Here is a 23,738-nt window from a genome sequence, read left to right as displayed (position 1 = left end):
CGCGCCCTTTCCGCGCCCCGGCCTCACGAGCCGTCCGCACTCTCGTATTCGAAGCGCAGCCCCACGAACAGCGTGTGGCGCAGAAAGCCCGGAAGGCGCGTCGTCGCCGCCGCCGCCGGACTCCCCGAGGAGACCGACTCGTTCACGTAGAGGTTGTAGCGCAGGCCGACGGACCAGCGAGCCCAGAGGTCGCGCCCCACGTGGAGCACGAGGTTCGATCGGTTCTCGTCGTCGATGCTGACGAAGGTCTGGGTGGCGACCTGGCTCGTCAAGTACGGGTCGCGGAAGCGGCTGAACTGCAGCGCTCCCTTGACGGTGAAGAAGAGCCCCCAGGGCAGATGCGTGGTGAACTTCAACCCGAGCACCTGCCGGACGAAGCTCTCGCCGTAGCTGTTCGAATGGTTGAGCTCGGCGCTGTACCAGAGCGTGGCCGCCGCGTTGCCGAGATAGCTCACCTCGGCGCGGAGCACCTGCCCGACGTCGTAGCGGCTCCCCTCCTTCGGGTAGTTGCAGAGCATCAGCGCCCCCGGCGCCGGATCGCAGCGCTCGCGGACCCCGATGAGCGGGCCGTCGTAGTCGCGCAGCGTCGCGGCGTACGACACCCCGAGGCGCCAGTTCACCACCTCGTCCTCTCGCCCCGAGCTGAGCTCGCGCGTGAGCGCCACGCCGCCCACGAGGCCATGGAAGCTGTAGTCGGGCACCGGCTTGTACCGTAGCCCGAGGTAGCCCAGCTGGAGCATCCCGCTCGTGGCCGACGCGGGGTGACTGAGGTGCAGGCGCAGGAAGGCGCTCCCCGTGCGGAAGTCCCGCTCGGACTGCCGCTGGAACGCGTCGTAGTAGCTCCCCGCGGCCGCGAGGGCCAGCGCGCGGCGCACGCGCGAGGTGACCTCGAGCTGCCCGCCCGCCACCGCTTCGTCCGCCGGGCGACCGGCCTCGGTGAAGAAGACCTTCCCCCCGCCGTTCAGCTGAGCGCCGAGCCGGAATCGATCTCCCAGGGGGACCTGCGCCCGTCCGCTGGCCGTCACGCGCAGGAGCGGCGCGCTCTGCGCCGAGTCCGCCCCCTGCTGCGGCAACCGGCGCGGATTCGAGTCCAGCTCCGGCCCGGCCTCCACGGCCGCCCCGTACTCCCCGCGTCCGAGCGCGCGCTCGGGCGCCCCCGCGAGAAGTACCGGCACGGCGAAGCGCACGACCCACACGCCGGGACTGGGCATCCGCATCGCCCGGCATTCTACTCCGCGGGCGGACGCTCGCCCTCTGCCCAATTTCACCAGGGACGCGGCTTAACCCCGCGCAGAAAACAGGCGCGCTCCGCCCGCAAAGCGTTCTACACTGACGCCGATGAAGGGGAAGCCGCCCCCACCGGACGAGACGACGCTGCTTCTGTCCGTGGTCCAAGGGCACCCGGGGGCCTGGAACGCGTTCTACGGCCGCTACGCGCGCCTCATCGTGGCCTGCATCCGCAAGGTCCTGGTGCGCTACGCGGGCCCCTGCTCCGAGGCGGACCTGGAAGACGTGGTCAACACCGTCTGCCTGCAGCTCGTGCGAGACGACTACGACAAGCTCAGGCGCTTTGACCCGGGCCGCGGCTACCGCCTCTCGAGCTGGGTGGGGCTCATCGCCACCAACGCGGCCCACGACGCCCTCCGTCGCCGGGGTCCCACGACGTATTCCTTCGACGACCCCTCGGCGAGCGTCCCCGACCTGACCGAGGAGGGGGACGATCCCGCCGAGCTGACCGCGCGTCGCGAACAGCTCGCGGTCCTGAACGAGGCCGTGAAGCAGCTCAGCCCCTCCGAGCAGGCCTTCCTGCGCTACTACTACCAGGAAGAGCTGGAGCCCGAGGAGATCGCCGAGCTCCTCGGCATCAGCGTCAACACCGTCTACAGTCGAAAGAACAAGGTACGCACCAACTTGCAGCGCATCATTCAGGAGCTGGGGTCAGGCTAGGCCCCAAGCCGAGCGAGCGCCGTGCCCACGCCCTGCGCGGGCAGGGACCTGCGGCCTCGGCCGCAGGAAGGAAGCCCGGACAGCCGCGTATCAAACGGTAGTGATCATGAGCGGAACGAACCCCATAGCGCGCGACGACCTGGACCGCCGACTCGGCCGTGCGCTCAAGCGAATCGCGTTGAGGCGACCCCTCCCTCTCGCGGCGCCGGGGGAACCGTCGGACGAAGAGCTGCTGCGCTACGCGGAGGGGCAGATGGAAGGGGCCGAGAAGACCACCTTCGAGGCCCTGCTCACCACATTCCCTTTCAGCCGCGAGCGACTCGAGATCCTGGCCGAGGCTCTGGCGGAGACGGAGGCGGAGGCGCTCTCGGATGAGGCCAGCGAGCAGTCGCGCGCCCGCCTGAGTCCCGACAGCCAGCCCGGCTACCTCGCGCGCATGGTTTTCCGCCTCGCCACCCTGGGGCAGGGAGCCACGCAAGCCCTGCACTTTCTCCGCGGAACGCATCTTCCCGTCGCGCTGCAGGCGGCGGCGCTGGCCCTCCGGGGCCCCGACGCCACGGCGACCACCGACACCCTCCATCAGTTCGAGCACGTCTTCGGCGAGCATCGCGCCCTCGTGCACCTCGAGGCCGTGCCGGCCAGGGGCGCCGAGCTGCGGGTAGAGCTCTCGCACTCCGGCGTGCCGGTGGCCGACGGCCGGGCCGCCCTGAAGCGAGAGGGCCAGCTCGTCGAGTCCGTGAAGCTCAAGAACGGCGCGGCGAGCTTCCTCGACCTCGAGCCCGCCCGGTACGAGGTGGAGCTGCTGGAAGCCGGAGAGGGGCTCGGGCGTCTCGCCGTCACCATCCTCCCGGCGTAGCCTCGCCCTCCCCCTAGAACGCCAACCCCAAAAACGAGAAAAGCCGCCCCGGACACGCGTCCGGAGCGGCCTCTCGGTCCGTCAGCCTCGCGGCCGCCGGCTTACATCCCCATGCCGCCCATGCCGCCCATACCGCCCATGCCACCCATGCCGCCGCCATGCGCGTGGCCGCCGGCCGCCTTCTCCTCGTCCTTGGGCTTCTCGGCCACCATCGCCTGCGTGGTGAGCATCAGCCCCGCCACGCTCGCGGCGTTCTGCAGCGCCGTACGCACGACCTTGGTGGGGTCGATGACGCCGGCCTTCACCATGTCCTCGTAGGTGTTGTTCGCCGCGTTGTAGCCGAAGGCGTCCTTGCCCTCCTTGACCTTCTGCACGACGATCGAGCCCTCGACGCCCGCGTTCTCCGCGATGTAGCGCGCCGGAGCCTCGAGCGCGCGACCGATGATCGCCACGCCCACCTTCATCTCGTCGTTCTTCATCTCCTCGGCGGTGGACAGCTTGCGAAGGGTCTCCTGGCAACGCAGGAGCGCCACGCCGCCGCCGGGAACGATCCCCTCTTCCACGGCCGCGCGCGTCGCGTTCATCGCGTCCTCGACGCGCGCCTTCTTCTCCTTCATCTCGGTCTCGGTGGCCGCGCCGACCTTGATCACCGCGACGCCGCCGACCAGCTTCGCCAGCCGCTCCTGCAGCTTCTCACGGTCGTAGTCCGAGCTGGTCTCCTCGACCTGCCGGCGGATCTGCTCGCAACGGCCCTGGATGTCCTTCTTGTTGCCGGCGCCGTCGACGATCGTCGAGTTGTCCTTGTCGATCGTGATGCGCTTGGCGCGACCCAGGTCCTTCAGGGTCAGGTTCTCGAGCTTGAGCCCGAGGTCCTCGGTGATCGCCTGGCCGCCCGTCAGGATGGCGAGGTCCTTCAGCATCTCCTTGCGGCGGTCGCCGAAGCCGGGGGCCTTGACGGCGCAGCAGGAGAGCGTGCCACGAAGCTTGTTCACCACCAGCGTGGCGAGCGCCTCGCCCTCCACGTCCTCGGCCACGATGAGCAGCGGACGGCCGCTCTTCGCGATCTGCTCGAGCACGGGGAGCAGGTCCTTCATGTTGGAGATCTTCTTCTCGTGGATCAGGATGTAGCAGTCGTCGAGGGCCACTTCCATCCGCTCGGCGTCCGTCACGAAGTACGGCGAGAGGTAGCCGCGGTCGAACTGCATCCCCTCCACGACCTCGAGGGTGGTCTCCATCGACTTGGCTTCCTCGACGGTGATGACCCCTTCCTTGCCCACCTTCTCCATCGCCTCGGCGATGATGTTGCCGATCGTCTCGTCCCCGTTGGCCGAGATCGTGCCCACCTGGCCGATTTCCTGACGGCCCTTGGTCGGCTTGGACATCTTCTTCAGCTGGTCCACGACCTTCTCGACCGCGATGTCGATCCCGCGCTTGATGTCCATCGGGTTGTGGCCCGCGGCCACCATCTTGCTGCCCTCGCGGAAGATCGCCTGGGCGAGCACGGTCGCCGTCGTCGTCCCGTCGCCGGCCACGTCGGAGGTCTTGGAGGCGACCTCCTTGACCATCTGGGCGCCCATGTTCTCGAACTTGTTCTCGAGCTCGATCTCCTTGGCCACCGTGACGCCGTCCTTGGTCACCGTGGGAGAGCCCCAGGACTTCTCGAGCACCACGTTGCGACCGCGGGGCCCGAGGGTCACGCGAACCGCGTCGGCGAGCGTGTTCACGCCGGTAAGGATCGCCGCGCGGGCCTTCTCATCGAACCGAATTTCCTTGGCTGCCATCTTGGTCTCCCTCTGCAATCAGCACGGCCGCTCGGGGGGCCCGAGTCGCACCGCAAGTTGTGTGGTTGAGCTGCGCGAAACTAGCCTTCGATGATCCCGAGCACCTCCTCCTCGCGGAGGATCAGGTGCTCGTCGCCTTCGATCTTGATCTCGGTGCCGGAGTACTTGCCGAAGAGGATGCGGTCCCCCTTCTTGACGTCGAGAGGCCGAACGCTCCCGTCCTCCAGCATCTTGCCCTGACCCACGGCGATCACCCGCCCCTCGATCGGCTTCTCCTTGGCCGAGTCCGGGATGATGATCCCCCCCTTCGTCTTCTCCTCCTCCGCAAGGCGCTTGACCAACAGGCGGTCGTGCAGTGGCCGGACGTTCATGCTCTCCTCCTCAACAGATTGATTTGTTTTTGCTTGTCGTCGTTGTTGGACGCGTTGTTAGCACTCCGCTTCTCTGAGTGCTAACGCCAGCTACCTATAAGCACGCGGCCGCCGTCCGTCAAGGGGGGAAAAGGTCGAACCAGTGAATTAAAGGGGGGCCGGCCCCGGTCGTTGTATTTGGAGAGGAAAATTGCGTTCCGGCGCAGAACTCGGCACCATAAATTCGGGAGGTTCTTTACCAAATGACCTCGAGAGGCTTGCTGACGACTGCATCGGTTCGGGACTTCTTCGAGACGGCCATTGCCGAGGCCATCAAGCGCCAGGAGCTGACGCCGGACGAGGCGACGGCGGCGTACCTCGTGGACCTGCTCTGCGAGTACATGACCCACGCCGCGCCCCCACTCGACCGGCCGCTCGGGGTCGTGATGGCCCAGAGTGAGGCCAATCTGACCGAGCCCCGGCTGCACCAGCTCAAACAGGTGGGCGACCAGGCGCTCTACGTGGCGGGCTTCTTCGGGCAGAGCCTGAGACGTCGCCAGCTCGACGTGGAGTACTACGCCACGCTGGGCGGCACAGCGTATCGCCGCTTGAGCGAGCTCCTCGACCGCCGTGGAGACGCCCCGCGCCTCTGCCAGGTCTACGGCGAGCTCTCCACCGATTTCCCCGAGTTCGTGGAGGTGCTGGCCGAGGTACGGGGGTCCACGGACGGCACCGCCACCGACGTCGGGTCGCTCTACGAGCAGTGGCTGCAGACCGGTCAGCGCGCCGTCGAACGCCGCCTGCACCAGGCCGGAATGCACGTGGTCCGACGATCGGCCGGTCTCCCCGAGGACAAGAATTGAGGCGCGGCGCATGCTGATCGAGCTGCAGGAGAGTCTCGAAGACCTCTACCGCCTCGACCCGGCGCCGAAGATCACGGGCTTCCTCGTCCCGGCGGAGGGGAACAAGCGCGAGGAGCTCATCATCGTCCAGGAGGAGGATCTCTTTCTCGGACTCGCGCTCGACCCGGAAGTTGTCCGGCGCCTTTTCGACCCGCTGCTCGCCGCTGGAAACCTGCAGGAGTTCTGCCTCGCCGTGGAAGGGGTGAGTCACTTCCTCTGCGTCATGCACCGCGTCCGCGAGGAACGCCCGATCACGATTCTCGAGCTCGAGCTTCAAGCCGAGGTCGACAAGTACGTGGCCAGCCTCATGCTGGCGCAGCGCTGCCCGAGCCTGCCCATGGAGCAGGTGCACCACCGTCTCTTCTCGGCCTACCGACTCGTCGACGGTCTCTCTCCCGACGAGGAGGAGCGGTACCAGCAGGCCAACACCCTCGCGCGCCGCTACACGCGTCGCCTCGACCGACGCTTCGTCCGTCGGCAGCAACTCCCCGCCATGCTCACAGAGCTGCGACGCTTCTACCGCATGGATTACTGGGCCAAGCAGGAGCTCATCCAGCGAGCCGCCTAATCGGCGATCGGCCGAACCTCCCTTTGACAGCCCCGAAATCGCCGTGCAACGATCAGCTCCCATGCGCTGGTGCCCCATTTGCGCTCGCCCCTTCGTCTCGACGGAACGCTTCTGCGCCGTCCACGGCCTGCCGCTCGTCGAAGGGCACCTCACCGCCGGGGGGCGCCCCGGTGAGCTGACCGGTCACATCCTCGACTACCGCTATCGCCTCGCGGGCGTGGCAGGCAAGGGCGGGATGGGCGTGGTCTACGAGGCGGAGAACCTCCGTATCGGACGCCGCTGCGCCGTGAAGGTGCTGCACCGCGAGCTGCACTCAGACCCCAAGATGCGCATGCGCCTCTTCCGGGAGGTGCAGGCCACCTCGCGCATCCTGCACCCCAACGTGGTGGAGATCCTCGACTACGGCGACGACGAGGTCGCCGGCTGCTACCTGGTGATGGAGTTCCTCGACGGCCAGAGCCTCGGGCAGTACGTGCGAGAGCACGGACGCATGCCGCTCGCCACGGTCTGCCAGATCGCCGTGCAGCTGACCTCCGCGCTCTCGGCGACCCACGGCCACGGGCTCATCCACCGGGACCTCAAGCCGAGCAACGTCCGCCTGCTCCCCGACGGGCGGGTGAAGGTGCTCGACTTCGGCCTGGTGAAGGCCTACGAGCCGCACACCGCCGAGGAGTTCATGACCCTCAGCACGGCGGGGATGGCCTTCGGCACGCCCTGGTACATGTCCCCCGAACAGGCGATGTTCAAGCCGCTCGACCCGCGCTCGGACATCTACAGCATGGGGGCCCTGCTCTACGAGCTGCTCGTCGGGCACCCGCCCTTCGAGGGGAACAATCCGCTCGAGGTCATCGACGCCCAGCGAAAGAAGCCCGTCCCCCTGCCGCGCACCCTCACGCCCCCCGTGGACATCACGGCGGCGGCGGAGCTCCTGCTCCTCAAGGCCCTGAGCAAGGACCCGAACGACCGCTTCCAGTCGATGGCGGAGTTCATGGAGGAGGTCTATCGCGTGGCCCAGGCCGCAGGGGTGTCGCTTCACGCGCTCGACCTCCCGGCAGCCCCGGGCGGACCGGAGCTCCGTGCGCACCCCTCGGGAGCGGCGGAGGCGGAGAAGGACCCTCAGGCCTTCTCCATCGGGTGGACGATCGCCGTCCCCAACACCTCGCCCGACCTCGCGGAGCTGCGACGCCTGGCCGTCGAGCGACGCGCCGGCCTCGCCGACCGCATGGTCGCCTCCCTGAAGCAGGCCTTTCCTCGCTATCGCAAGATGGACAGCGCGCTGCTCGGCAAGGCGGTCGAGCTCCTCCTCGGCACGGCGATCGACTTCCTCGCGGACGACGCGTCGCCCAGCCTCCCGGCGGGGCTCCGGCTCATCGCCGACGAGCGCGCCGAGCAGCAGTTCAGCCTCACGGAGCTCGTGGGGGCGTTGTGGACCGGCTTCGCCGTCTGCCGTCCCGTCTTTCAGGAGGCGGCCGGCAAGGACCTCGAGCGCTACGCGGCGCTCGAGGATCAGGTGGATCAGCGCATCCTCCCCTTCCTCCTCAAGATGGTCGAGTACTACGTCTCGAGCGTCCACGGTCGCCTGATGAAGCTGAACGAGGCGCTGGCCCAGCGCAACGAGGAGCTCCAGCAGCTCCGCGCCACGCTGGCCGATCAGGTGCGCGATGCGACCAGCCAGCTCGCCCAGGCGACGCAGCTCAAGGCGCACGTCATCGACAGCATCTCGTCGGGCCTGGTCCTCGTCGATCGCTCGACGAGGAAGGTGCTGCTCTTCAACCGTGCCATGGAGCGCATCAGCGGAGTCCCGGGCAGCCAGATCCTGGACCGCCCGATCGAGGAGGTCCTGACCTTCGTCGAGGGCGTGCCCCAGGAGGAATTCCTCGAGCAGGCCCGGATGCACGGGCAGGTCGGCCTCCGCAAGCTGCGCATGCGCTTCGCTTCCGGACCCGAGCGCGCGGTCTACGTGCGGGGCGACGCGATCGTCGATGTGGACGGACACCCGCTCGGGATGCTCTTCATCCTCGACGACGTGACGGAGCGCGAGCAGATCATCGAGTGCTTCAGCCGCTACGTCTCGCGCGACGTGGTGGACCGCATCCTCCGGCAGCGCGCCCCGCTCCGCCCCGACGGCCAGACGTGCCGCGCCGTCCTCCTCTCGGTCAACATCCGTGGCTTTCGCAGCCTCATCAAGGAGCTCCCGCCGACCGGGGTCGTGGAGCTCCTCACGGACTACATCCGCACGGTGGGAGACGCCGTCTTCCACCACGGAGGGATCATCGACGTCGTCGTGGGCGACGGAGCGCTGGTCTACTTCGTCCCGCGGGGCGACACCTGCCTGCCCGCCGTGCGCGCCGCGATCGAGCTCCACCGTCGGCTGGACGCCGTGAGTCGCGAACGGCAGCGCACCGGGCGACCCACCTTCGAGGCCGGCATCGGACTCCACGTGGGCGAGGTGCTGGTCCTCAACGTGGGCGGCGAGCGGCGGATGGTCCACACGGTCGTCGGCGAAGCCGCGCAGGTGGCCCAGGCGCTCCAGGAGGTGGCCTCCGGCGGCGAGATCCTCCTGAGCGCGGAGCTGGCCAAGGGGCTCGGGGAGGGGCTGACCACCGAGCCCGGGCCGGTGGTCGCGGTGAAGGGGCAGGCCTCGCCGATCGAGGCGCTGCGGCTGGTCTACGAGCTCGAGCCGTTCGACGAGTCGCTGGCCCTGGCCTGAGCCGGGCCAGCCTGCCTAGCGGTCCTCCGCCTCTTCCTTCATCCGCTTCTTCGCCTCTTCGATCACCTTCTCGGCGAGCGCCGCGGGCATGGCCGTGTAGGCCTCGAACTCGAGCGAGTAGTTGGCTCGCCCCGAGGAGAGAGAGCGCAGGGTCGTGGCGTAACCGAACATCTCCGCGAGCGGCGCCTTGCCGGACACCTTCTGCGACCCCTTGCGGTAGCGGCGCATGGAGGTCACCTTCCCGCGCCGCCGACTCAGGTCCCCGATGATGTCCCCCAGGTAGTCGTCGGGGCTCGCGATCTCGAGCTTCATCGTCGGCTCGAGCATCTGCGGCCCGGCCTTGAGGAAGGCCTGCTTGAAGGCCTTCGAGGCACAGATCTTGAACGCCATCTCGGAGGAGTCCACCGCGTGGAACGATCCGTCCTCGAGCACCACCCTCACGTCGACGCCGGGGTAGCCCGCGATCACTCCCCGCTCGAGCGCCTCCTCGCACCCCTCCTCGATCGCCGGGATGTATTCCCTCGGCACCCGCCCTCCCACGACCGCCGATTTGAACTCGAAGCCCCCCCCCGGATTGGGCTCGAGCCGCAGCACGACGTGCGCGAACTGCCCCTTACCGCCCGTCTGCTTGACGTGACGGTAGTTGACCTCCGCCGCCGAGGTGATCGTCTCGCGGAACGCCACGCGCGGCGCCGCCGTGACGACCTCGACGCCGTAGTCCGTCTTCATGCGGTCCACGATCACCTCGAGGTGCAGCTCCCCCATCCCCGAGATGATCGTCTCTCCCGTCTCCTCGTCCCCCTTGAGCGAGAAGGACGGGTCCTCGAGGCGAATCTTCGCCAGCGCCTTCCCCATCGCCTCCTCGCTCTTCGAGTCCGCCGGGCGCACGGCCATGCTGATCACCGCCGCGGGCACGTGGATCTTCTCCAGCAGCAGCGGCTTGTCCGGGTCGCAGAGCGTGTCGCCGGTCGTGGTCATCTTGAGCCCGACGAGCGCGACGATGTCCCCCGGCCCCGCCTGCTCGACCTCCTCCCGCTCCTTGGCGCGGATGCGCAGGATCCGGCCCACGCGCTCCTTCTTGTCCTTCGTCGCGTTCAGCACCGTCTGCCCCGGCGAGAGCGTCCCCGAGTAGATCCGCGTGAAGGTCTGCTGCCCCACGTACGGGTCGTGGATGATCTTGAACGAGAGCGCGCTGAAGGGCTCCGAGGGGCTCGGCGTCCGGCTGTGCGTCTTCTCCGCGTCGCTGACATCCTCTCCTACCACCGCGCCGTGGTCGATCGGCGAGGGGAGGAGCTTGCCCACCGCGTCGAGCAAGAAGATCACGCCCCGGTTCTTGTACGCCGCACCGCACAGGACCGGCGTATAGAGCGATCGGATCACGCCGCGCCGCGCCGCGCGCCAGATCGTCTCCGCATCGATCTCGTGCCCTTCCACGAACTGCTCGAGCATCTGCTCGTCGAACTCCGCCAGCCGCTCGATCATGTGCCCGCGCATCGTCTGCGCCTCGGCGAGGTACTTCTCCGGAATCGGCGCGAACGCTACCGAGGCCTGCTGCCGCGCCTTGTCCACGTCGGTGACGAGCTCCGCCTGCATGTCGATCAGATTGATCACGCCCTCGAACTCCGCCCCGGAGCCCATGGGCATCTGCAGCGGAACGGGACGCGCATCGAGCTGCTCGTCCATCGAATGGAGGCAGTGCGCGAAATCGGCGCCCTCGCGGTCCATCTTGTTCACGAAGGCCAGCCGCGGCACACGGTACCGGTCCGCCTGGTTCCACACCGTCTCGGACTGCGGCTCCACGCCGTCGACCCCGGAAAAGACCGCCACGAGACCGTCGGTGACCCGCAACGACCGCTCCACCTCGACGGTGAAATCGACGTGTCCGGGAGTGTCGATGATGTTGATCCGGTAGTCCTTCCACCGGCAGGAGATGGCCGCAGAGGCGATGGTGATCCCTCGCTCCTGCTCCTGCTTCATGAAGTCCATCGTCGCCGCCCCGTCGTGAACCTCGCCGAGCTTCCGGGTCACGCCGGTGAAGAACAGCACCCGCTCGGTGACCGTCGTCTTGCCGGCGTCGATGTGGGCCGCGATGCCGATGTTCCGTACCTGATGGATGAGGGACATGCGAATTTCCTTCTCTGGCGCTCGACACGCGCCGAAGTCACGTCTTTGGCTCGTCGATGGACAGTGCGTGGGTGAGTCCGAGGCTCCCACGGCGCCCCCCAAAGCGGGGGGCCCCGCGCCTCATGCACTGCGGGTCACGTCGTTGGCTGGGGCCCTACTTGATCTTCGCTTCCTTGAACCAGACGTGCTTCCGCACGATCGGGTCGTATTTCTTGAAGCGCAGCTTGTCCGGCGTCGTGCGCTTGTTCTTCGTCGTCGTGTACATGTAGCCCGTGTCGGCCTCCGAGACGAGCTTGATCTTCTCACGAACCTTGCCTGCCATGACGCGCTCCCTTCAAACCTTCTCTGTCAATCGTCCAGACTGGACGACACTGCCATCGCACCGCCGGCCATCGCGTGCATCGCCGGCGTCAGGGGGAGATCGTCCGCCTCCGCGACGTCGATCTCCACGTGCAGCCGCTTGTACGCCCCCAGCCCCGTTCCGGCCGGGATCAGGCGGCCCATGATCACGTTCTCCTTCAGGCCCCTGAGGTGGTCCGTCTTGCCACAGATCGCCGCCTCTGTCAGCACCTTCGTGGTCTCCTGGAACGAGGAAGCGCTGATGAAGCTATCCGTGGAGAGAGATGCCTTCGTGATGCCGAGGAGGAGCGGCTCGCCCTTCGCCGCGGTCCCGTTCTCGGCCACCACGCGCCGGTTCTCCTCCTCGAAGACAAACTTCTCGACCTGCTCGTCCACGAGGAAGTTCGTGTCCCCGACGTCGGTGACCCGGATGCGGCGCAGCATCTGCCGCACGATGACCTCGATGTGCTTGTCGTTGATCTTCACGCCCTGCAGTCGGTAGACCTCCTGCACCTCGTCCACCAGGTACTTCGCCAGCTCCTTCTCGCCGCGCACCCGCAGGATGTCGTGCGGATTCGCCGCTCCGTCCATCAGCGCCTCCCCCGCGCGCACCCGGTCGCCCTCGCGCACCGCGAGGTGCTTGCCCTTGCTGATGAGGTACTCCGAGACCTCGCCGATCTCCGGCGTGATCAAGAGCTTCCGCTTCCCCTTGGTGTCCTTGCCGAAGGAAACCACGCCGTCGATCTCGCTGATCACGGCGTGCTCCTTCGGCTTGCGGGCCTCGAAGAGCTCGGCCACGCGCGGGAGGCCGCCCGTGATGTCCTTGGTCTTCGTCGTCTCGCGCGAGATCTTCGCGATCACGTCGCCGGCGACGACTTCGTCCTGTTCGCCGACGTAGATGTTCGCCCCCATGGGCAGGTAGTACCGCGCAGCCGCCGTGCTATCCGGCAGGTGCTTCGCCGTGCCTTCGTCGTCCACGATGACGATCGCGGGCCGGACCTCCGCGTCCTTGCTCTCGATGATCGCCTTTCGCGAGAGGCCGGTGACCTCGTCGAGCGCCTCCTGCATCGTGACGCCGTCGATCACGTCCGCGTACTGGATCTTGCCCCCCACCTCCGTGACGATCGGCATGGTGAAGGGGTCCCACTCGGCGAGCACCGTACCGGGCGTCACGCGGCCGCCGTCCTTCACGCGCACGTGCGCGCCGTAGACCAGGCCGTACCGCTCGCGCTCGCGACCGGAGTCGTCCTGCACGACGATCTCGCCGTGCCGGTTCATGACCACCAGCACGTCTTTGTTGCCGCTCTTGTACGCCACGGTGTTGCAGTTCTCGAGGTGCACCGTGCCCTCGGTCCGGCACTCGAGCGTCGACTCCTCGTGGCGAATCTGCCCGACGCCGCCGATGTGGAACGTACGCATCGTGAGCTGCGTTCCCGGCTCGCCGATCGACTGCGCCGCGATGATCCCCACGGCCTCGCCGATGTTCACCTTGTGTCCGCGCGCCAGGTCGCGGCCGTAGCACTCGACGCATACACCGCGCCGGCTCTGGCAGGTGAGCACCGACCGGATCTTGACCCGGTCGATACCCGCGTCCTCGATCTCCCGAACCTTGTCCTCGTCGATCTCGTCGTTGGCCCGCACCACCACCGTGCCGTTGAGCGGGTCGAGGATGTCCTCGAGCGCCACGCGGCCGAGGATGCGGTCGCCGAGCCGCTCGATGATCTCGCCGCCCTCGACGAGGGCCGTCATCTCGATCCCATCGAGCGTGCCGCAGTCGAATTCACCGATGATCGAATCCTGAGCCACGTCCACCAGTCGACGCGTCAGATACCCCGAGTTGGCCGTCTTGAGCGCCGTATCGGCCAGACCCTTACGGGCACCATGCGTCGAGATGAAGTACTGCAGCACCGACAGCCCTTCGCGGAAGTTCGTCGTGATCGGCGTCTCGATGATCTCGCCCGACGGCTTCGCCATCAGGCCGCGCATGCCGGCGAGCTGCCGGATCTGCTGCGCCGAGCCGCGCGCGCCGGAATCTGCCATGATGTAGATCGGGTTGAAGCTGGGCATGCTCTTCTTCGTGCCCGCGTACTCGTCGTGGACGTCCTCGATCCCGATCTCGCCCATCATCTCCTGCGCGATCTGTTCCGAGACCTGGGCCCAGATGTCGACCACCTTGTTGTACCGCTCACCGTCGGTGATGAGACCCTCGGTGTACTGCTCCTCGATCTCCCGCACCTCCTCGGTGGCCTTGTTGAGCAGCTCCACCTTCTTCGCGGGGATGATCATGTCGTCGATGCAGATCGACACACCCGCCATCGTGGCGTGCGTGTACCCGAGCGTGCGCAGCCGATCGGCCAAGAGCACCGTCTTCTTCTCGCCGCAGATGCGGACGCACGAGTCGATGAGCTCGGTCAGCTGCTTCTTCCCCATCACCCGGTTCACGATGCGGAAAGAGAGCTCCCGCGGAACCACCTCGAAGAGGAGGACGCGACCGACGGTGGTCTTCTCGAGCTTGCCGCCGATGCGAACCTTGATCGCGGCCTGCAGATCGACCTCGCTGTGGTCGTAGGCCATCCGCACCTCCTCGGGGGAGGCGTAGACCCCTTGGAGCGCGGTGCCGTCCTTCATGCTCAGCTCGCCGCTCTCGCGCAGCCCACCCTTGGCGTAGGCGCGCTCGCGGGTCATGTAGTAGAGCCCGAGCACGATGTCCTGCGATGGCAGGATGATCGGCTTGCCGTGCGCGGGGCTGAGGATGTTGTTGGTCGACATCATCAGGACCCGCGCTTCCATCTGCGCTTCGAGGGAGAGCGGGACGTGCACGGCCATCTGGTCGCCGTCGAAGTCCGCGTTGAACGCGGCGCAGACGAGCGGGTGGAGCTGGATCGCCTTGCCTTCGATCAGCACCGGCTCGAAGGCCTGGATGCCGAGACGGTGCAGCGTCGGAGCGCGGTTGAGGAGGATCGGGTGCTCCTTGATCACCTCTTCCAGGATGTCCCAGACCTCGGGCTTCTCCTTCTCGACGAGCTTCTTGGCGGACTTGATCGTCGTGACGAGCCCGCGCTCCTCCAGCTTGTTGTAGATGAAGGGCTTGAACAGCTCGAGGGCCATCTTCTTCGGCAGCCCGCACTGGTGCAGCCGCAGCTCGGGACCCACCACGATGACCGACCGACCCGAGTAGTCGACGCGCTTGCCGAGCAGGTTCTGACGGAAACGCCCCTGCTTCCCCTTGAGCATGTCGGAGAGCGACTTGAGCGGGCGCTTGTTCGGACCGGTGATCGTCTTCCCTCGGCGACCGTTGTCGAAGAGGGCGTCCACCGCCTCCTGAAGCATGCGCTTCTCGTTGCGGATGATGATCTCCGGCGCGTTGAGCTCCTGGAGGCGCTTGAGCCGGTTGTTGCGGTTGATCACACGCCGGTAGAGGTCGTTGAGGTCCGACGTGGCGAACCGACCGCCGTCGAGCGGAACGAGCGGGCGCAGGTCGGGCGGGATCACCGGCACGACCTCCAGCATCATCCATTCGGGACGGTTCCCGGAGTCGCGGAAGGCCTCCACGACCTTCAGGCGCTTGGAGATCTTCTTGCGCTTCGCCTCGGAGGAGGTCTCCTTCATGTCGCTGCGGAGCTGCTGCGAGAGCTCGACGATCGGAATCTCGCGCAGGAGGTCACGGACTGCCTCGGCGCCCATCGCGGCGGTGAAGGCGTCGTCCCCCAGCTCGTCGAGCGACGCCTGGTAGCGCTCCTCGGACAGGAGCTCACCCTTGGCCAGGCCGCTGTTCTTCGGATCGATGACGATGTAGGACTCGCAGTAGAGGACCTTCTCCAGGTCCTTGAGCGTGATGTCCAGCATGTTCCCGATGCGGGACGGCAGGCTCTTCAGAAACCAGATATGCGCCACCGGCGTGGCCAGACTGATGTGGCCGAGCCGCTCGCGGCGAACCTTCGACTGGATGACCTCGACGCCGCACTTCTCGCAGACCACGCCGCGGTGCTTCATGCGCTTGTACTTGCCGCAGTTGCACTCGTAGTCCTTGACCGGTCCGAAGATCTTCGCGCAGAAGAGGCCATCGCGCTCCGGCTTGAAGGTCCGGTAGTTGATGGTCTCAGGCTTCTTCACCTCCCCGTGCGACCATTCGCGGATCTTGTCCGGGCTCGCCAGAGAGATCCGAATCGCCGAAAAGCTCAGCGGGTCCTTGGGCTTCTCGAAGAAGTTGAAGATGTCCTTCACGACGGCTCCTATGGGTGTGGCCCGCTCACGCGGACCCGTCATCTCATCGTCGAAAACGGTCCTCGGGGGTCAACCGACTCCTACAGCCCGGGCAACCCCCCGCGCGAAACGCCGCTCATCGCCGGCACCACCGAGGGCTCGGCCGTAGGCTCGCGCACCGCTCCACCCTCCTCGATGAGCTCCACGTTCAGGCACAGGCTCTGGAGCTCCTTGAGCAGCACGTTGAAGGACTCCGGCAGGCCGGACTCCAGCACGTGCTCGCCCTTCACGATGCTCTCGTACATGCGCGTGCGCCCCACCACGTCGTCGCTCTTGACCGTGAGGAACTCCTGCAGCCCGTACGCCGCGCCGTAGGCCTCCATCGCCCACACCTCCATCTCGCCGAGCCGCTGACCGCCGAACTGCGCCTTTCCGCCGAGCGGCTGCTGCGTCACGAGCGAGTAGGGCCCGATCGACCGGGCGTGGATCTTGTCGTCGACCAGGTGGTGCAGCTTCAGCATGTACATCACGCCGACGGTGACGTCCTGGTCGAAGGGCTCTCCACTGCGCCCGTCGAAGAGCACCGCCTGACCCGAGCGAGGCAGTCCCGACATCGCGAGGGCGTCCTTGATGTCGATCTCGCGCGCGCCGTCGAAGACCGGGCTCGCGATGAACACGCCGCGCCGCACCTTCGACGCGAAGTGCCCCACGTCCTCGTCGTCGAGCGAGTCGAGGAACTGGTGCGCTTGCTCCGTCATGTAGACCTTCTTCAGCTTCCCGCGCAGGATCTCGGGGCTCCAGTGGGTCTCCAGGTAGCGGTTGATCTGCTGTCCGAGCTCGCGTGCCGCCCACCCGAGGTGCGTCTCGAGGATCTGCCCGACGTTCATGCGCGACGGCACGCCGAGCGGGTTGAGCACCAGGTCGATGGGCGTCCCGTCCTCGAGGTACGGCATGTCCTCCTCGGGGAGGATGCGGCTGATCACGCCCTTGTTCCCGTGACGGCCGGCCATCTTGTCGCCGACCGACAGCTTGCGCTTGATGGCCACGTACACCTTGACCATCTTGATCACGCCCGGCGGAAGCTCGTCGCCCTTCGTGAGCTTGCCAATCTTCTCGTCATAGAGCTCCCGGATGACGCGAACGTCGTCCTCGAGCCGGCTCGAGAGCTGCTCGAGATCGTCCTCGACCTTGCCGCCCCCCTCGACCACCTGGATCGAGGCCCAGTACTTGCGCGGCACCTCCATCATCGACGGCGCGTCGATCTTGACGCCCTTCTGCAGCAGGACCTTCCCGCGGTCGTCGACCAGGCGAGCGCCCGTGGTCTTCCCGGCCAGCAGACCGGACATCTTGTCGTAGTAGGACTCGCTGATGATCTTCTCTTCGTCCCGCTGATCCGCCAGGAGCTTCTCCTTCTCCTGGTCGAGGATGTCGCGAGAGCGCTCGTCCATCTCGGTCCCCTTGCGGGCGAAGACGCGCGCGTTGATCACGATCCCCTGCACGCCCGGCGGCACCCTGAGCGAGCTGTCGCGCACGTCGCCGGCCTTCTCGCCGAAGATCGCGCGCAGCAGCTTCTCCTCGGGGGAGAGCTGCGTCTCACCCTTCGGGGTGATCTTCCCCACCAGGATGTCGCCCGGCTTCACCTCGGCGCCGATGCGTACGATCCCGCTCTCGTCCAGATCGGCCAGCGCCTCTTCGCCGACGTTCGGGATGTCGCGGGTGATCTCTTCCTTACCGAGCTTCGTGTCGCGCGCGACGCACTCGAACTCCTCGATGTGCACGGACGTGAAGACGTCCTCGCGTACGAGCCGCTCGCTGACCAGAATCGAGTCCTCGAAGTTGTACCCACCCCAGGGCATGAAGGCCACGAGGGCATTCTGCCCGAGGGCCAGCTCGCCGCACTCCGTCGCCGCGCCGTCCGCGATGACGTCGTTCCGTCGCACCACATCGCCCTTCTGGACGATGGGCTTCTGGTTCATGCAGGTGTTCTGGTTGCTGCGCTGGAACTTGATCAGGTTGTAGATGTCGGGCTTCGCGGAGAGCGTGTCCGAGTCGTCGGTCTCGAGCGGCTTGACCACGATGCGCGACGCATCGACGGACACGACCGTCCCGTCGCGCCGAGCGACGCAGGTGACGCCCGAGTCGCGCGCCACGATCCCCTCGATCCCCGTCCCGACCAGCGGGCTCCGCGTGTTGATCAGCGGCACCGCCTGCCGCTGCATGTTCGAACCCATGAGGGCGCGATTCGCGTCGTCGTTCTCGAGGAACGGGATGAGCGAGGCCGCCACGGACACGAGCTGGTTCGGCGAGACGTCCATCAGCGAGACGTCCTCCGGTCGCGCCATGACGAAGTCGCCGTTGAAGCGCGCCGAGACCACGTCCCCCTGGTACTTGCCGTGCTTGTCGAGGTCGGCGTTGGCCTGCGCGATGTAGTGCCCCTCCTCCTCGAGGGCCGAGAAGAACCGGACCTCCTCGAGAACGTGCCCTTCCTTCACCGTGCGGTACGGGGTCTCGATGAAGCCGTACTCGTTGACCCGCGCGTAGGTCGAGAGCGACGCGATGAGACCGATGTTCGGACCTTCCGGCGTCTCGATGGGGCACACGCGACCGTAGTGCGTGGCGTGCACGTCGCGCACCTCGAAGCCCGCTCGCTCGCGCGTGAGTCCGCCTGGCCCGAGCGCGGAGAGGCGCCGCTTGTGCGTGACCTCGGAGAGCGGATTCGTCTGGTCCATGAACTGCGAGAGCTGGCTCGACCCGAAGTACTCCTTGACCACCGCGCTGACCGGCTTCGCGTTGATCAGGTCGTGCGGCATCAGGTACTCGATCTCCTGCGACATGCTCATGCGCTCTTTGATGGCGCGTTCCATGCGCACGAGACCGATCCGGTACTGATTCTCCATCAGCTCGCCGACGGCCCGCACCCGCCGGTTACCGAGATGGTCGATGTCGTCGATGCTTCCGCGGCCGTTCTTGAGCTCGATGAGGTATCGAACGGTCTCGATGATGTCGCGCTTGGTGAGCACGCAGTTGTCGAGCGGCTCGTCGGACTTGAACTTGTAGTTCAACTTCAGCCGGCCGACCTTGGAGAGGTCGTAGCGCTCGGCGTTGAAGAACAGGTTCTGGAAGAGCGTGCGCGCCGTGTCGAGGGTGGGTGGATCCGCCGGCCGCAAGCGCCGGTAGATCTCCATGATCGCCTCGTCGGGCGTGTTGAGCTTGTCGGCGAGCAGCGTGTCCCGGAGGTAGCTGCCGACGTTCAGGTTGTCGATGAAGAGGATCTTGAACTCGCCGATGCCGTGGTCGCGCAGGCGGTCGAGGAGCTCCTCGCTCACCTCCTCGTTGCACTGCAGGAGCACCTCGCCGGTCTCGCCGTCGATGACGTCGTGCGCGGCGACCTTGCCCACGAGCTCCTCGATCGCCATCGGCAACCGCTCGAGCCCCGACTCCTGCAGCTTGCGGATCGCCATCTTGGTGAACTTGCGGTTCTTCCGCACGATCACCTCGCGCGTCTCCGGGTGCCGGATGTCGCGCGTGGCCCGCTGGCCGGGGAGGATGTCGTACTCGATGCTCTTCGCGTACTTCTTGCCGGCCTCGAGGAAGATCGTCTCCGTGCTGTAGTACTCGTTCAGCAGGTCTTCCGTCGAGTTGCCGAGCGCGCGCAGGAGCACCGTGGCGTGGAGCTTCCGCCGGCGGTCGATGCGCACGTAGAGCAGGTCCTTCGGGTCGAACTCGAAGTCGAGCCAGCTACCGCGGTACGGGATGACCCGCGCGCTGTAGAGCAGCTTGCCCGTGGCGTGGGTACGCCCCTTGTCGTGGTCGAAGAAGACGCCCGGGCTGCGGTGGAGCTGGCTGACGACGACGCGCTCGGTCCCGTTGATGATGAACGTACCGTTCTCCGTCATCAGCGGGATCTCGCCGAAGTAGACCTCCTGCTCCTTCACGTCGCGAACGGACTGCTCCCCGGTCTCCTCGTTCACGTCCCGCAGGACGAGCTGGATCGTGACCTTGATCGGCGCGGCGTACGTCATGCCGCGCTGACGGCACTCGTCCACGTCGTACTTCGGCTTCTCGAGGTTGTAACTGACGAAGTCGAGCGACGCCGTCTCCGAGAAGTCGCGGATCGGGAAGACGCTCTTGAAGACGCCCTGCAGCCCGATGTCCTCGCGCTTGCTCGCGGGTACGTCCTTCTGCAGGAACTTCTCGTAGGAGCGCTTCTGGATGTCGATCAGGTTCGGGATGTCGATGATCTTGTGGATCCGCCCGTAGTGCTTGCGAACTCGAAAGTTGTTCTGGATCACGCGTCCCATCGACTCTCCTCGGCGGGCCATCACGGCCCACACTATCTCGGCTGGAGCTTCGAGTCCCAAGACGGGCGCGGCACCTGAAGGTGCCGGCCGCTCGGGGCGCCTGCTCAACGCGGGCTACCGCAGCTCAAAACACACCGACGCCCCGGCTTCCCAGGTCACGACCGGGAAACCGGAGCGGCGCGAACACTGCGCGTGCGGCACTACGCTGCACGCTAGGCCGGCTTGATATCCACCGTGGCGCCGGCCTCCTTGAGCTTGGCCGCGATCTGCTCGGCGTCGGCCTTGGCCACGCCTTCCTTCACCGGCTTCGGCACTGCCTCGACGAGCTCCTTGGCCTCCTTGAGACCGAGGTTCGTCACTTCGCGCAGCGCCTTGATCACGCCGATCTTGTTCGCGCCGAAGCCCGTCATGATGACGTTGAACTCGGTCGGCTCGGGGGCCGCCTCGGCAGCCGCGCCGGCCCCTGGGCCCGCCGCAAAGCCGACCGCCACGGGCGCCGCTTTCACGCCCCACTTGTCCTCGAGCTCCTTGGTCAGGGCCGCAATGTCCATGACCGAGAGGCTGCTCAGAAAGTCGATGACCTGTTCCTTCGTGATCTCAGGCATTACCCTTCTCCTATCGATGCGGCAGCATGGCTCTCGCCTTGCCAGGCCTCCTACAAGCACGCCGGGACGACGTGTCGTAGTCCTATGACTCTCCCGTCAGGCTGCGCTCGCGCGCCCCCAGCAGGTACATGAAGTTCGTCGGACCCGCGGCGAGCAGCCGAACCATTTCGGTGGCGGGTGCCAGGAAGAGCATCAGGAGCTCCGCTCGGAGCTCGTCCTTGCCCTTCATCTGGGCCAGGCTCTTGACCCCCTGGACGTCCAGAATCTTTCCGTCGACGAAGCCCCCCTTGACCTTGAGCTTCTCGATCGCGTCGGCGGCCTTGTCGAGCACCTTGGCCGGCGCCGACGGATCGGCATCCGACCAAGCGATCGCCGTCGGGCCCTTGAAGAGCCCCTTCAGCGGCTCCATGCCGGTCCCGGCGATGGCGCGCTTGACCATCGTGTTCTTGATGACGCGATACTGACAGCCTGCCCGCCGCAGGTCTCTCCGCAGCCCGTTCGTCTGCTCGACGGTGAGACCCCGGAAGTCCGCCAGCACCAGGCTCTGGGCCCTGGCCAGCGTCGCCTTCAGCTCGTCTACGGTATCGATCTTTTCTTGAAGGTTCATGGCGCGCTCCTACGTCGCCTTCGTTACGAGCGCGACGACTTCCGCCGCGTCGAGCCGAACCGACGGTCCCATCGTGCTCGACAAGGCCACGCTCCGCACATAGGTCCCCTTGGCCGAGCCCGGCTTGAGCTTCACCAAGAGCTCCATGATGGCGAGCACGTTCTCCTTGAGCTTCTCGGCCCCGAAGCTGATGCGTCCCACGGGCGCGTGGACGATGCCCGCCTTCTCCACGCGGAACTCCACGCGTCCACCCTTCAACTCGCGCACGACGCGGCCCACGTCGAGGGTCACGGTGCCCACTTTCGGGTTCGGCATCAGGCCGCGCGTACCGAGCACGCGTCCGAGCCGTCCGACGAGGCCCATCATGTCCGGCGTGGCCACCGTCGCGTCGAAGTCGAGGAAACCGCCCTGGACCTTCTCCACGAGGTCCTCGGCTCCGACGACGTCGGCTCCGGCCGCCTCGGCCTCCTTCGCCTTTTCGCCCTTGGCGAAGACGGCCACGCGGATGCTCTTGCCCGTACCGTGCGGCATGACCACCGCGCCGCGAACCATCTGATCGGCGTACTTCGGATTCACGCCCAGGCGCACGGCGATGTCGACCGACTCGTCGAACTTCGCGATGCGCGTCTTGGGGAGAATCTGACAGGCCTCCTCGAGCGTGTGCTTCTTCTGCCGGTCGATGAGCTTCGAAGCCTCGCGATACTTCTTTCCACGTTGTGGCATCGGCTCCCCCTAGTCCACCACGTCGAGGCCCATGGAGCGGGCCGCGCCGGCGATGGTTCGCATCGCCTGGTCGACGTTCTCGGTGTTGAGGTCGGGCAGCTTGGTCTCCGCGATCTCTCGGACCTGCTTCCAGGTGACCTTGCCAACCTTGCTCTTGTTCGGCTCTCCCGAACCCTTCTCGATCCCCGCCGCCTTCTTCAGCAGCACGGCCGCCGGAGGCGTCTTGGTGATGAAGGAGAAGGATCGGTCAGCATAGATGGTGATGACCACCGGAGTGATCGTCCCCTTCATCTGCTGCGTCTTCGCGTTGAAGGCCTTGCAGAACTCCATGATGTTCACCCCGTGCTGACCGAGTGCCGGTCCCACAGGGGGTGAGGGGTTCGCCAGGCCTCCCGGGATCTGGAGCTTCACCAGACCGGTGACTTTTTTCATCGTACGCTCCTGTGCGGTTCAAGCGGCGGGGCCGTAGTCCCCATTGCCTCCCGCGGGAAACATCTACTCGGCGTCGCTACGCCTTCTCTACCTGTGCAAAGTCGAGTTCGACGGGCGTCGCGCGGCCGAAGATGCTGACGAGGACCCGCACCTTCTGCTTCTCGTGCCGGACCTCCTCGACGATGCCCGTGAAGTTCGAGAACGGCCCATCCACCACGCGGATGTTCTCGCCCTCCTCGAAAACGATCCGAGGCTTGGGCTTGATCGCCCCCTCGGTCATCTGCTTGTTGATGCCGGCGATCTCCTCGTCCCGCACCGGCACGGGCTTCGTGCCCCCGAGGAAGCCGGTGATCTTCGGCGTGTTCTTGACGAGGGTGAAGGTCTCGTCGGAGAGCTCCATCTGGACGAACATGTACCCCGGGTAGAACTTCCTCGTTGTCGTGCGCTTCTGCCCCTTGACCAGCTCGACCACCGACTCCGTGGGGATGAGGATCTCTCCGAACCTCTCCTGCAGGTTGTGCGAGCGGATCCGGTCCTGCAGCGTCAGACGCGCCTTGTTCTCATGGCCCGAGTAGGTGTGGACCGCGTACCATTTCATGGCCATCGAAATCATCCTATCGGCAGAGAACAGCCCCGCCTCAGTCACGGTCCGCGACACCGGCGGCTGCTCTAGCTATAGACGATCCCCGTCGCCCAGGACCAAAACAGATCGAAGAGGCCCAGGATCAACGAGAAGACGATCACGGTCACGATCACGACCAAGGTCGCCGCCGATGTTTCCTTGCGCGTCGGCCAGGTCACCTTGGCCAGCTCGAGGATGATCTCCGAGGCTCGGGTGAACCACACCTGGTTGCGCCAGGCCATGAAGGACACCACGCCTGCGACCAGCAGGGCCGGCGGCACCAGGTAGAGGTCCTTCGGCTTGGCGAAATAGCCCCAGACCCAATCTGTGGTGCGAACCAGCAGAAAGGCCAGGACCAGAAACAGGCCGACGAATGTCAGATGGACCCACTTATTGTTGCCCATGGCGTCGCGCTCACTTCTCGGCAGGGCAGGAGGGACTCGAACCCCCATCATGCGGTTTTGGAGACCGCCGCTCTACCATTGGAGCTACTGCCCTATGCACGAACCGCCCATGACGGCCTCGGCTCGGCACTCTCGACTCCTACTCGATGATCTCCGTCACCACGCCGGCGCCGACAGTGCGGCCGCCTTCGCGGATGGCGAAGTGAAGACCCTTCTCGGCGGCGATCGGGGTGATGAGGTTGACGACCAGATTCACGTTGTCGC

The 23,738-nt window shown here is 66.5% G+C and carries 19 protein-coding genes and 1 tRNA gene; 5 read left to right on the top strand and 15 right to left on the bottom strand.

Annotation, left to right across the window (positions count from 1 at the left end; genetic code table 11):
• Positions 1–23: 23 nt before the first annotated feature.
• Complete coding sequence (locus IT371_07200) at positions 24–1,217, bottom strand: hypothetical protein (GenBank protein ID MCC6747426.1); 1,194 nt, start codon at positions 1,215–1,217, stop codon at positions 24–26.
• Positions 1,218–1,338: 121 nt separating this feature from the next.
• On the opposite strand from IT371_07200, the gene IT371_07195 reads away from it, so the two are divergent.
• Entirely contained in the window at positions 1,339–1,947 is a 609-nt protein-coding gene (locus IT371_07195) for a sigma-70 family RNA polymerase sigma factor (GenBank protein ID MCC6747425.1), read from the top strand.
• Between the two features lie 106 nt (positions 1,948–2,053).
• Entirely contained in the window at positions 2,054–2,803 is a 750-nt protein-coding gene (locus IT371_07190) for a hypothetical protein (protein ID MCC6747424.1), read from the top strand.
• 101 nt (positions 2,804–2,904) lie between these two features.
• On the opposite strand, the gene groL is transcribed toward IT371_07190, so the two are convergent.
• Together groL and groES are read right to left on the bottom strand one after the other, a co-directional pair.
• Positions 2,905–4,584, bottom strand: coding sequence for a chaperonin GroEL (groL, locus tag IT371_07185; protein ID MCC6747423.1), 1,680 nt, complete (start codon positions 4,582–4,584; stop codon positions 2,905–2,907).
• Between the two features lie 80 nt (positions 4,585–4,664).
• A complete protein-coding gene (groES, locus tag IT371_07180) occupies positions 4,665–4,955 on the bottom strand; it encodes a co-chaperone GroES (protein MCC6747422.1) in 291 nt (96 codons plus the stop codon).
• 242 nt (positions 4,956–5,197) lie between these two features.
• Between groES and IT371_07175 the strand changes: the two genes are divergently transcribed.
• The 3 genes from IT371_07175 to IT371_07165 all read left to right on the top strand — a co-directional run bounded on the left by IT371_07175 (position 5,198) and on the right by IT371_07165 (position 9,114).
• Complete coding sequence (locus tag IT371_07175; GenBank protein MCC6747421.1) at positions 5,198–5,797, top strand: hypothetical protein; 600 nt, start codon at positions 5,198–5,200, stop codon at positions 5,795–5,797.
• A gap of 10 nt (positions 5,798–5,807) precedes the next feature.
• A complete protein-coding gene (locus tag IT371_07170) occupies positions 5,808–6,404 on the top strand; it encodes a hypothetical protein (protein MCC6747420.1) in 597 nt (198 codons plus the stop codon).
• Positions 6,405–6,465: 61 nt separating this feature from the next.
• On the top strand, positions 6,466–9,114 hold the full coding sequence (locus IT371_07165) for a protein kinase (protein ID MCC6747419.1): 2,649 nt from the start codon (positions 6,466–6,468) through the stop codon (positions 9,112–9,114).
• Positions 9,115–9,129: 15 nt separating this feature from the next.
• On the opposite strand, the gene fusA is transcribed toward IT371_07165, so the two are convergent.
• The 12 genes from fusA to tuf form a co-directional block, all read right to left on the bottom strand.
• Entirely contained in the window at positions 9,130–11,238 is a 2,109-nt protein-coding gene (gene fusA / locus IT371_07160) for an elongation factor G (protein ID MCC6747418.1), read from the bottom strand.
• 154 nt (positions 11,239–11,392) lie between these two features.
• Positions 11,393–11,560, bottom strand: a complete 168-nt coding sequence (rpmG, locus tag IT371_07155; protein ID MCC6747417.1) for a 50S ribosomal protein L33 — start codon at positions 11,558–11,560, stop codon at positions 11,393–11,395.
• A gap of 26 nt (positions 11,561–11,586) precedes the next feature.
• Positions 11,587–15,801, bottom strand: a complete 4,215-nt coding sequence (rpoC, locus tag IT371_07150; GenBank protein ID MCC6747416.1) for a DNA-directed RNA polymerase subunit beta' — start codon at positions 15,799–15,801, stop codon at positions 11,587–11,589.
• Between the two features lie 80 nt (positions 15,802–15,881).
• Positions 15,882–20,081, bottom strand: a complete 4,200-nt coding sequence (gene rpoB / locus IT371_07145) for a DNA-directed RNA polymerase subunit beta (protein ID MCC6747415.1) — start codon at positions 20,079–20,081, stop codon at positions 15,882–15,884.
• 212 nt (positions 20,082–20,293) lie between these two features.
• Positions 20,294–20,677, bottom strand: a complete 384-nt coding sequence (gene rplL / locus IT371_07140; protein MCC6747414.1) for a 50S ribosomal protein L7/L12 — start codon at positions 20,675–20,677, stop codon at positions 20,294–20,296.
• A 91-nt stretch (positions 20,678–20,768) separates the two neighbouring features.
• Positions 20,769–21,293, bottom strand: a complete 525-nt coding sequence (gene rplJ, locus IT371_07135; GenBank protein MCC6747413.1) for a 50S ribosomal protein L10 — start codon at positions 21,291–21,293, stop codon at positions 20,769–20,771.
• 9 nt (positions 21,294–21,302) lie between these two features.
• A complete protein-coding gene (locus IT371_07130) occupies positions 21,303–22,016 on the bottom strand; it encodes a 50S ribosomal protein L1 (protein MCC6747412.1) in 714 nt (237 codons plus the stop codon).
• A gap of 9 nt (positions 22,017–22,025) precedes the next feature.
• Positions 22,026–22,448: a 50S ribosomal protein L11 gene (gene rplK, locus IT371_07125; protein MCC6747411.1), complete on the bottom strand. Its 423-nt coding sequence runs from the start codon at positions 22,446–22,448 to the stop codon at positions 22,026–22,028.
• Between the two features lie 76 nt (positions 22,449–22,524).
• Positions 22,525–23,052 carry a transcription termination/antitermination protein NusG gene (gene nusG, locus IT371_07120; GenBank protein ID MCC6747410.1) on the bottom strand — a complete coding sequence of 176 codons (528 nt, stop codon included), beginning with the start codon at positions 23,050–23,052 and terminating at the stop codon, positions 22,525–22,527.
• A 65-nt stretch (positions 23,053–23,117) separates the two neighbouring features.
• Positions 23,118–23,474, bottom strand: a complete 357-nt coding sequence (secE, locus tag IT371_07115) for a preprotein translocase subunit SecE (GenBank protein MCC6747409.1) — start codon at positions 23,472–23,474, stop codon at positions 23,118–23,120.
• 21 nt (positions 23,475–23,495) lie between these two features.
• Positions 23,496–23,568, bottom strand: a tRNA-Trp gene (locus tag IT371_07110).
• Positions 23,569–23,613: 45 nt separating this feature from the next.
• Positions 23,614–23,738: elongation factor Tu (gene tuf, locus IT371_07105; GenBank protein MCC6747408.1), on the bottom strand; the 125-nt coding region annotated here is incomplete at its 5' end.

The organism is Deltaproteobacteria bacterium (assembly GCA_020848905.1).
Classification (GTDB): Bacteria; Myxococcota_A; Polyangia.
Note: the sequence above shows the minus strand (reverse complement) of the source record. Positions and strands in the feature narration are given on the sequence as shown.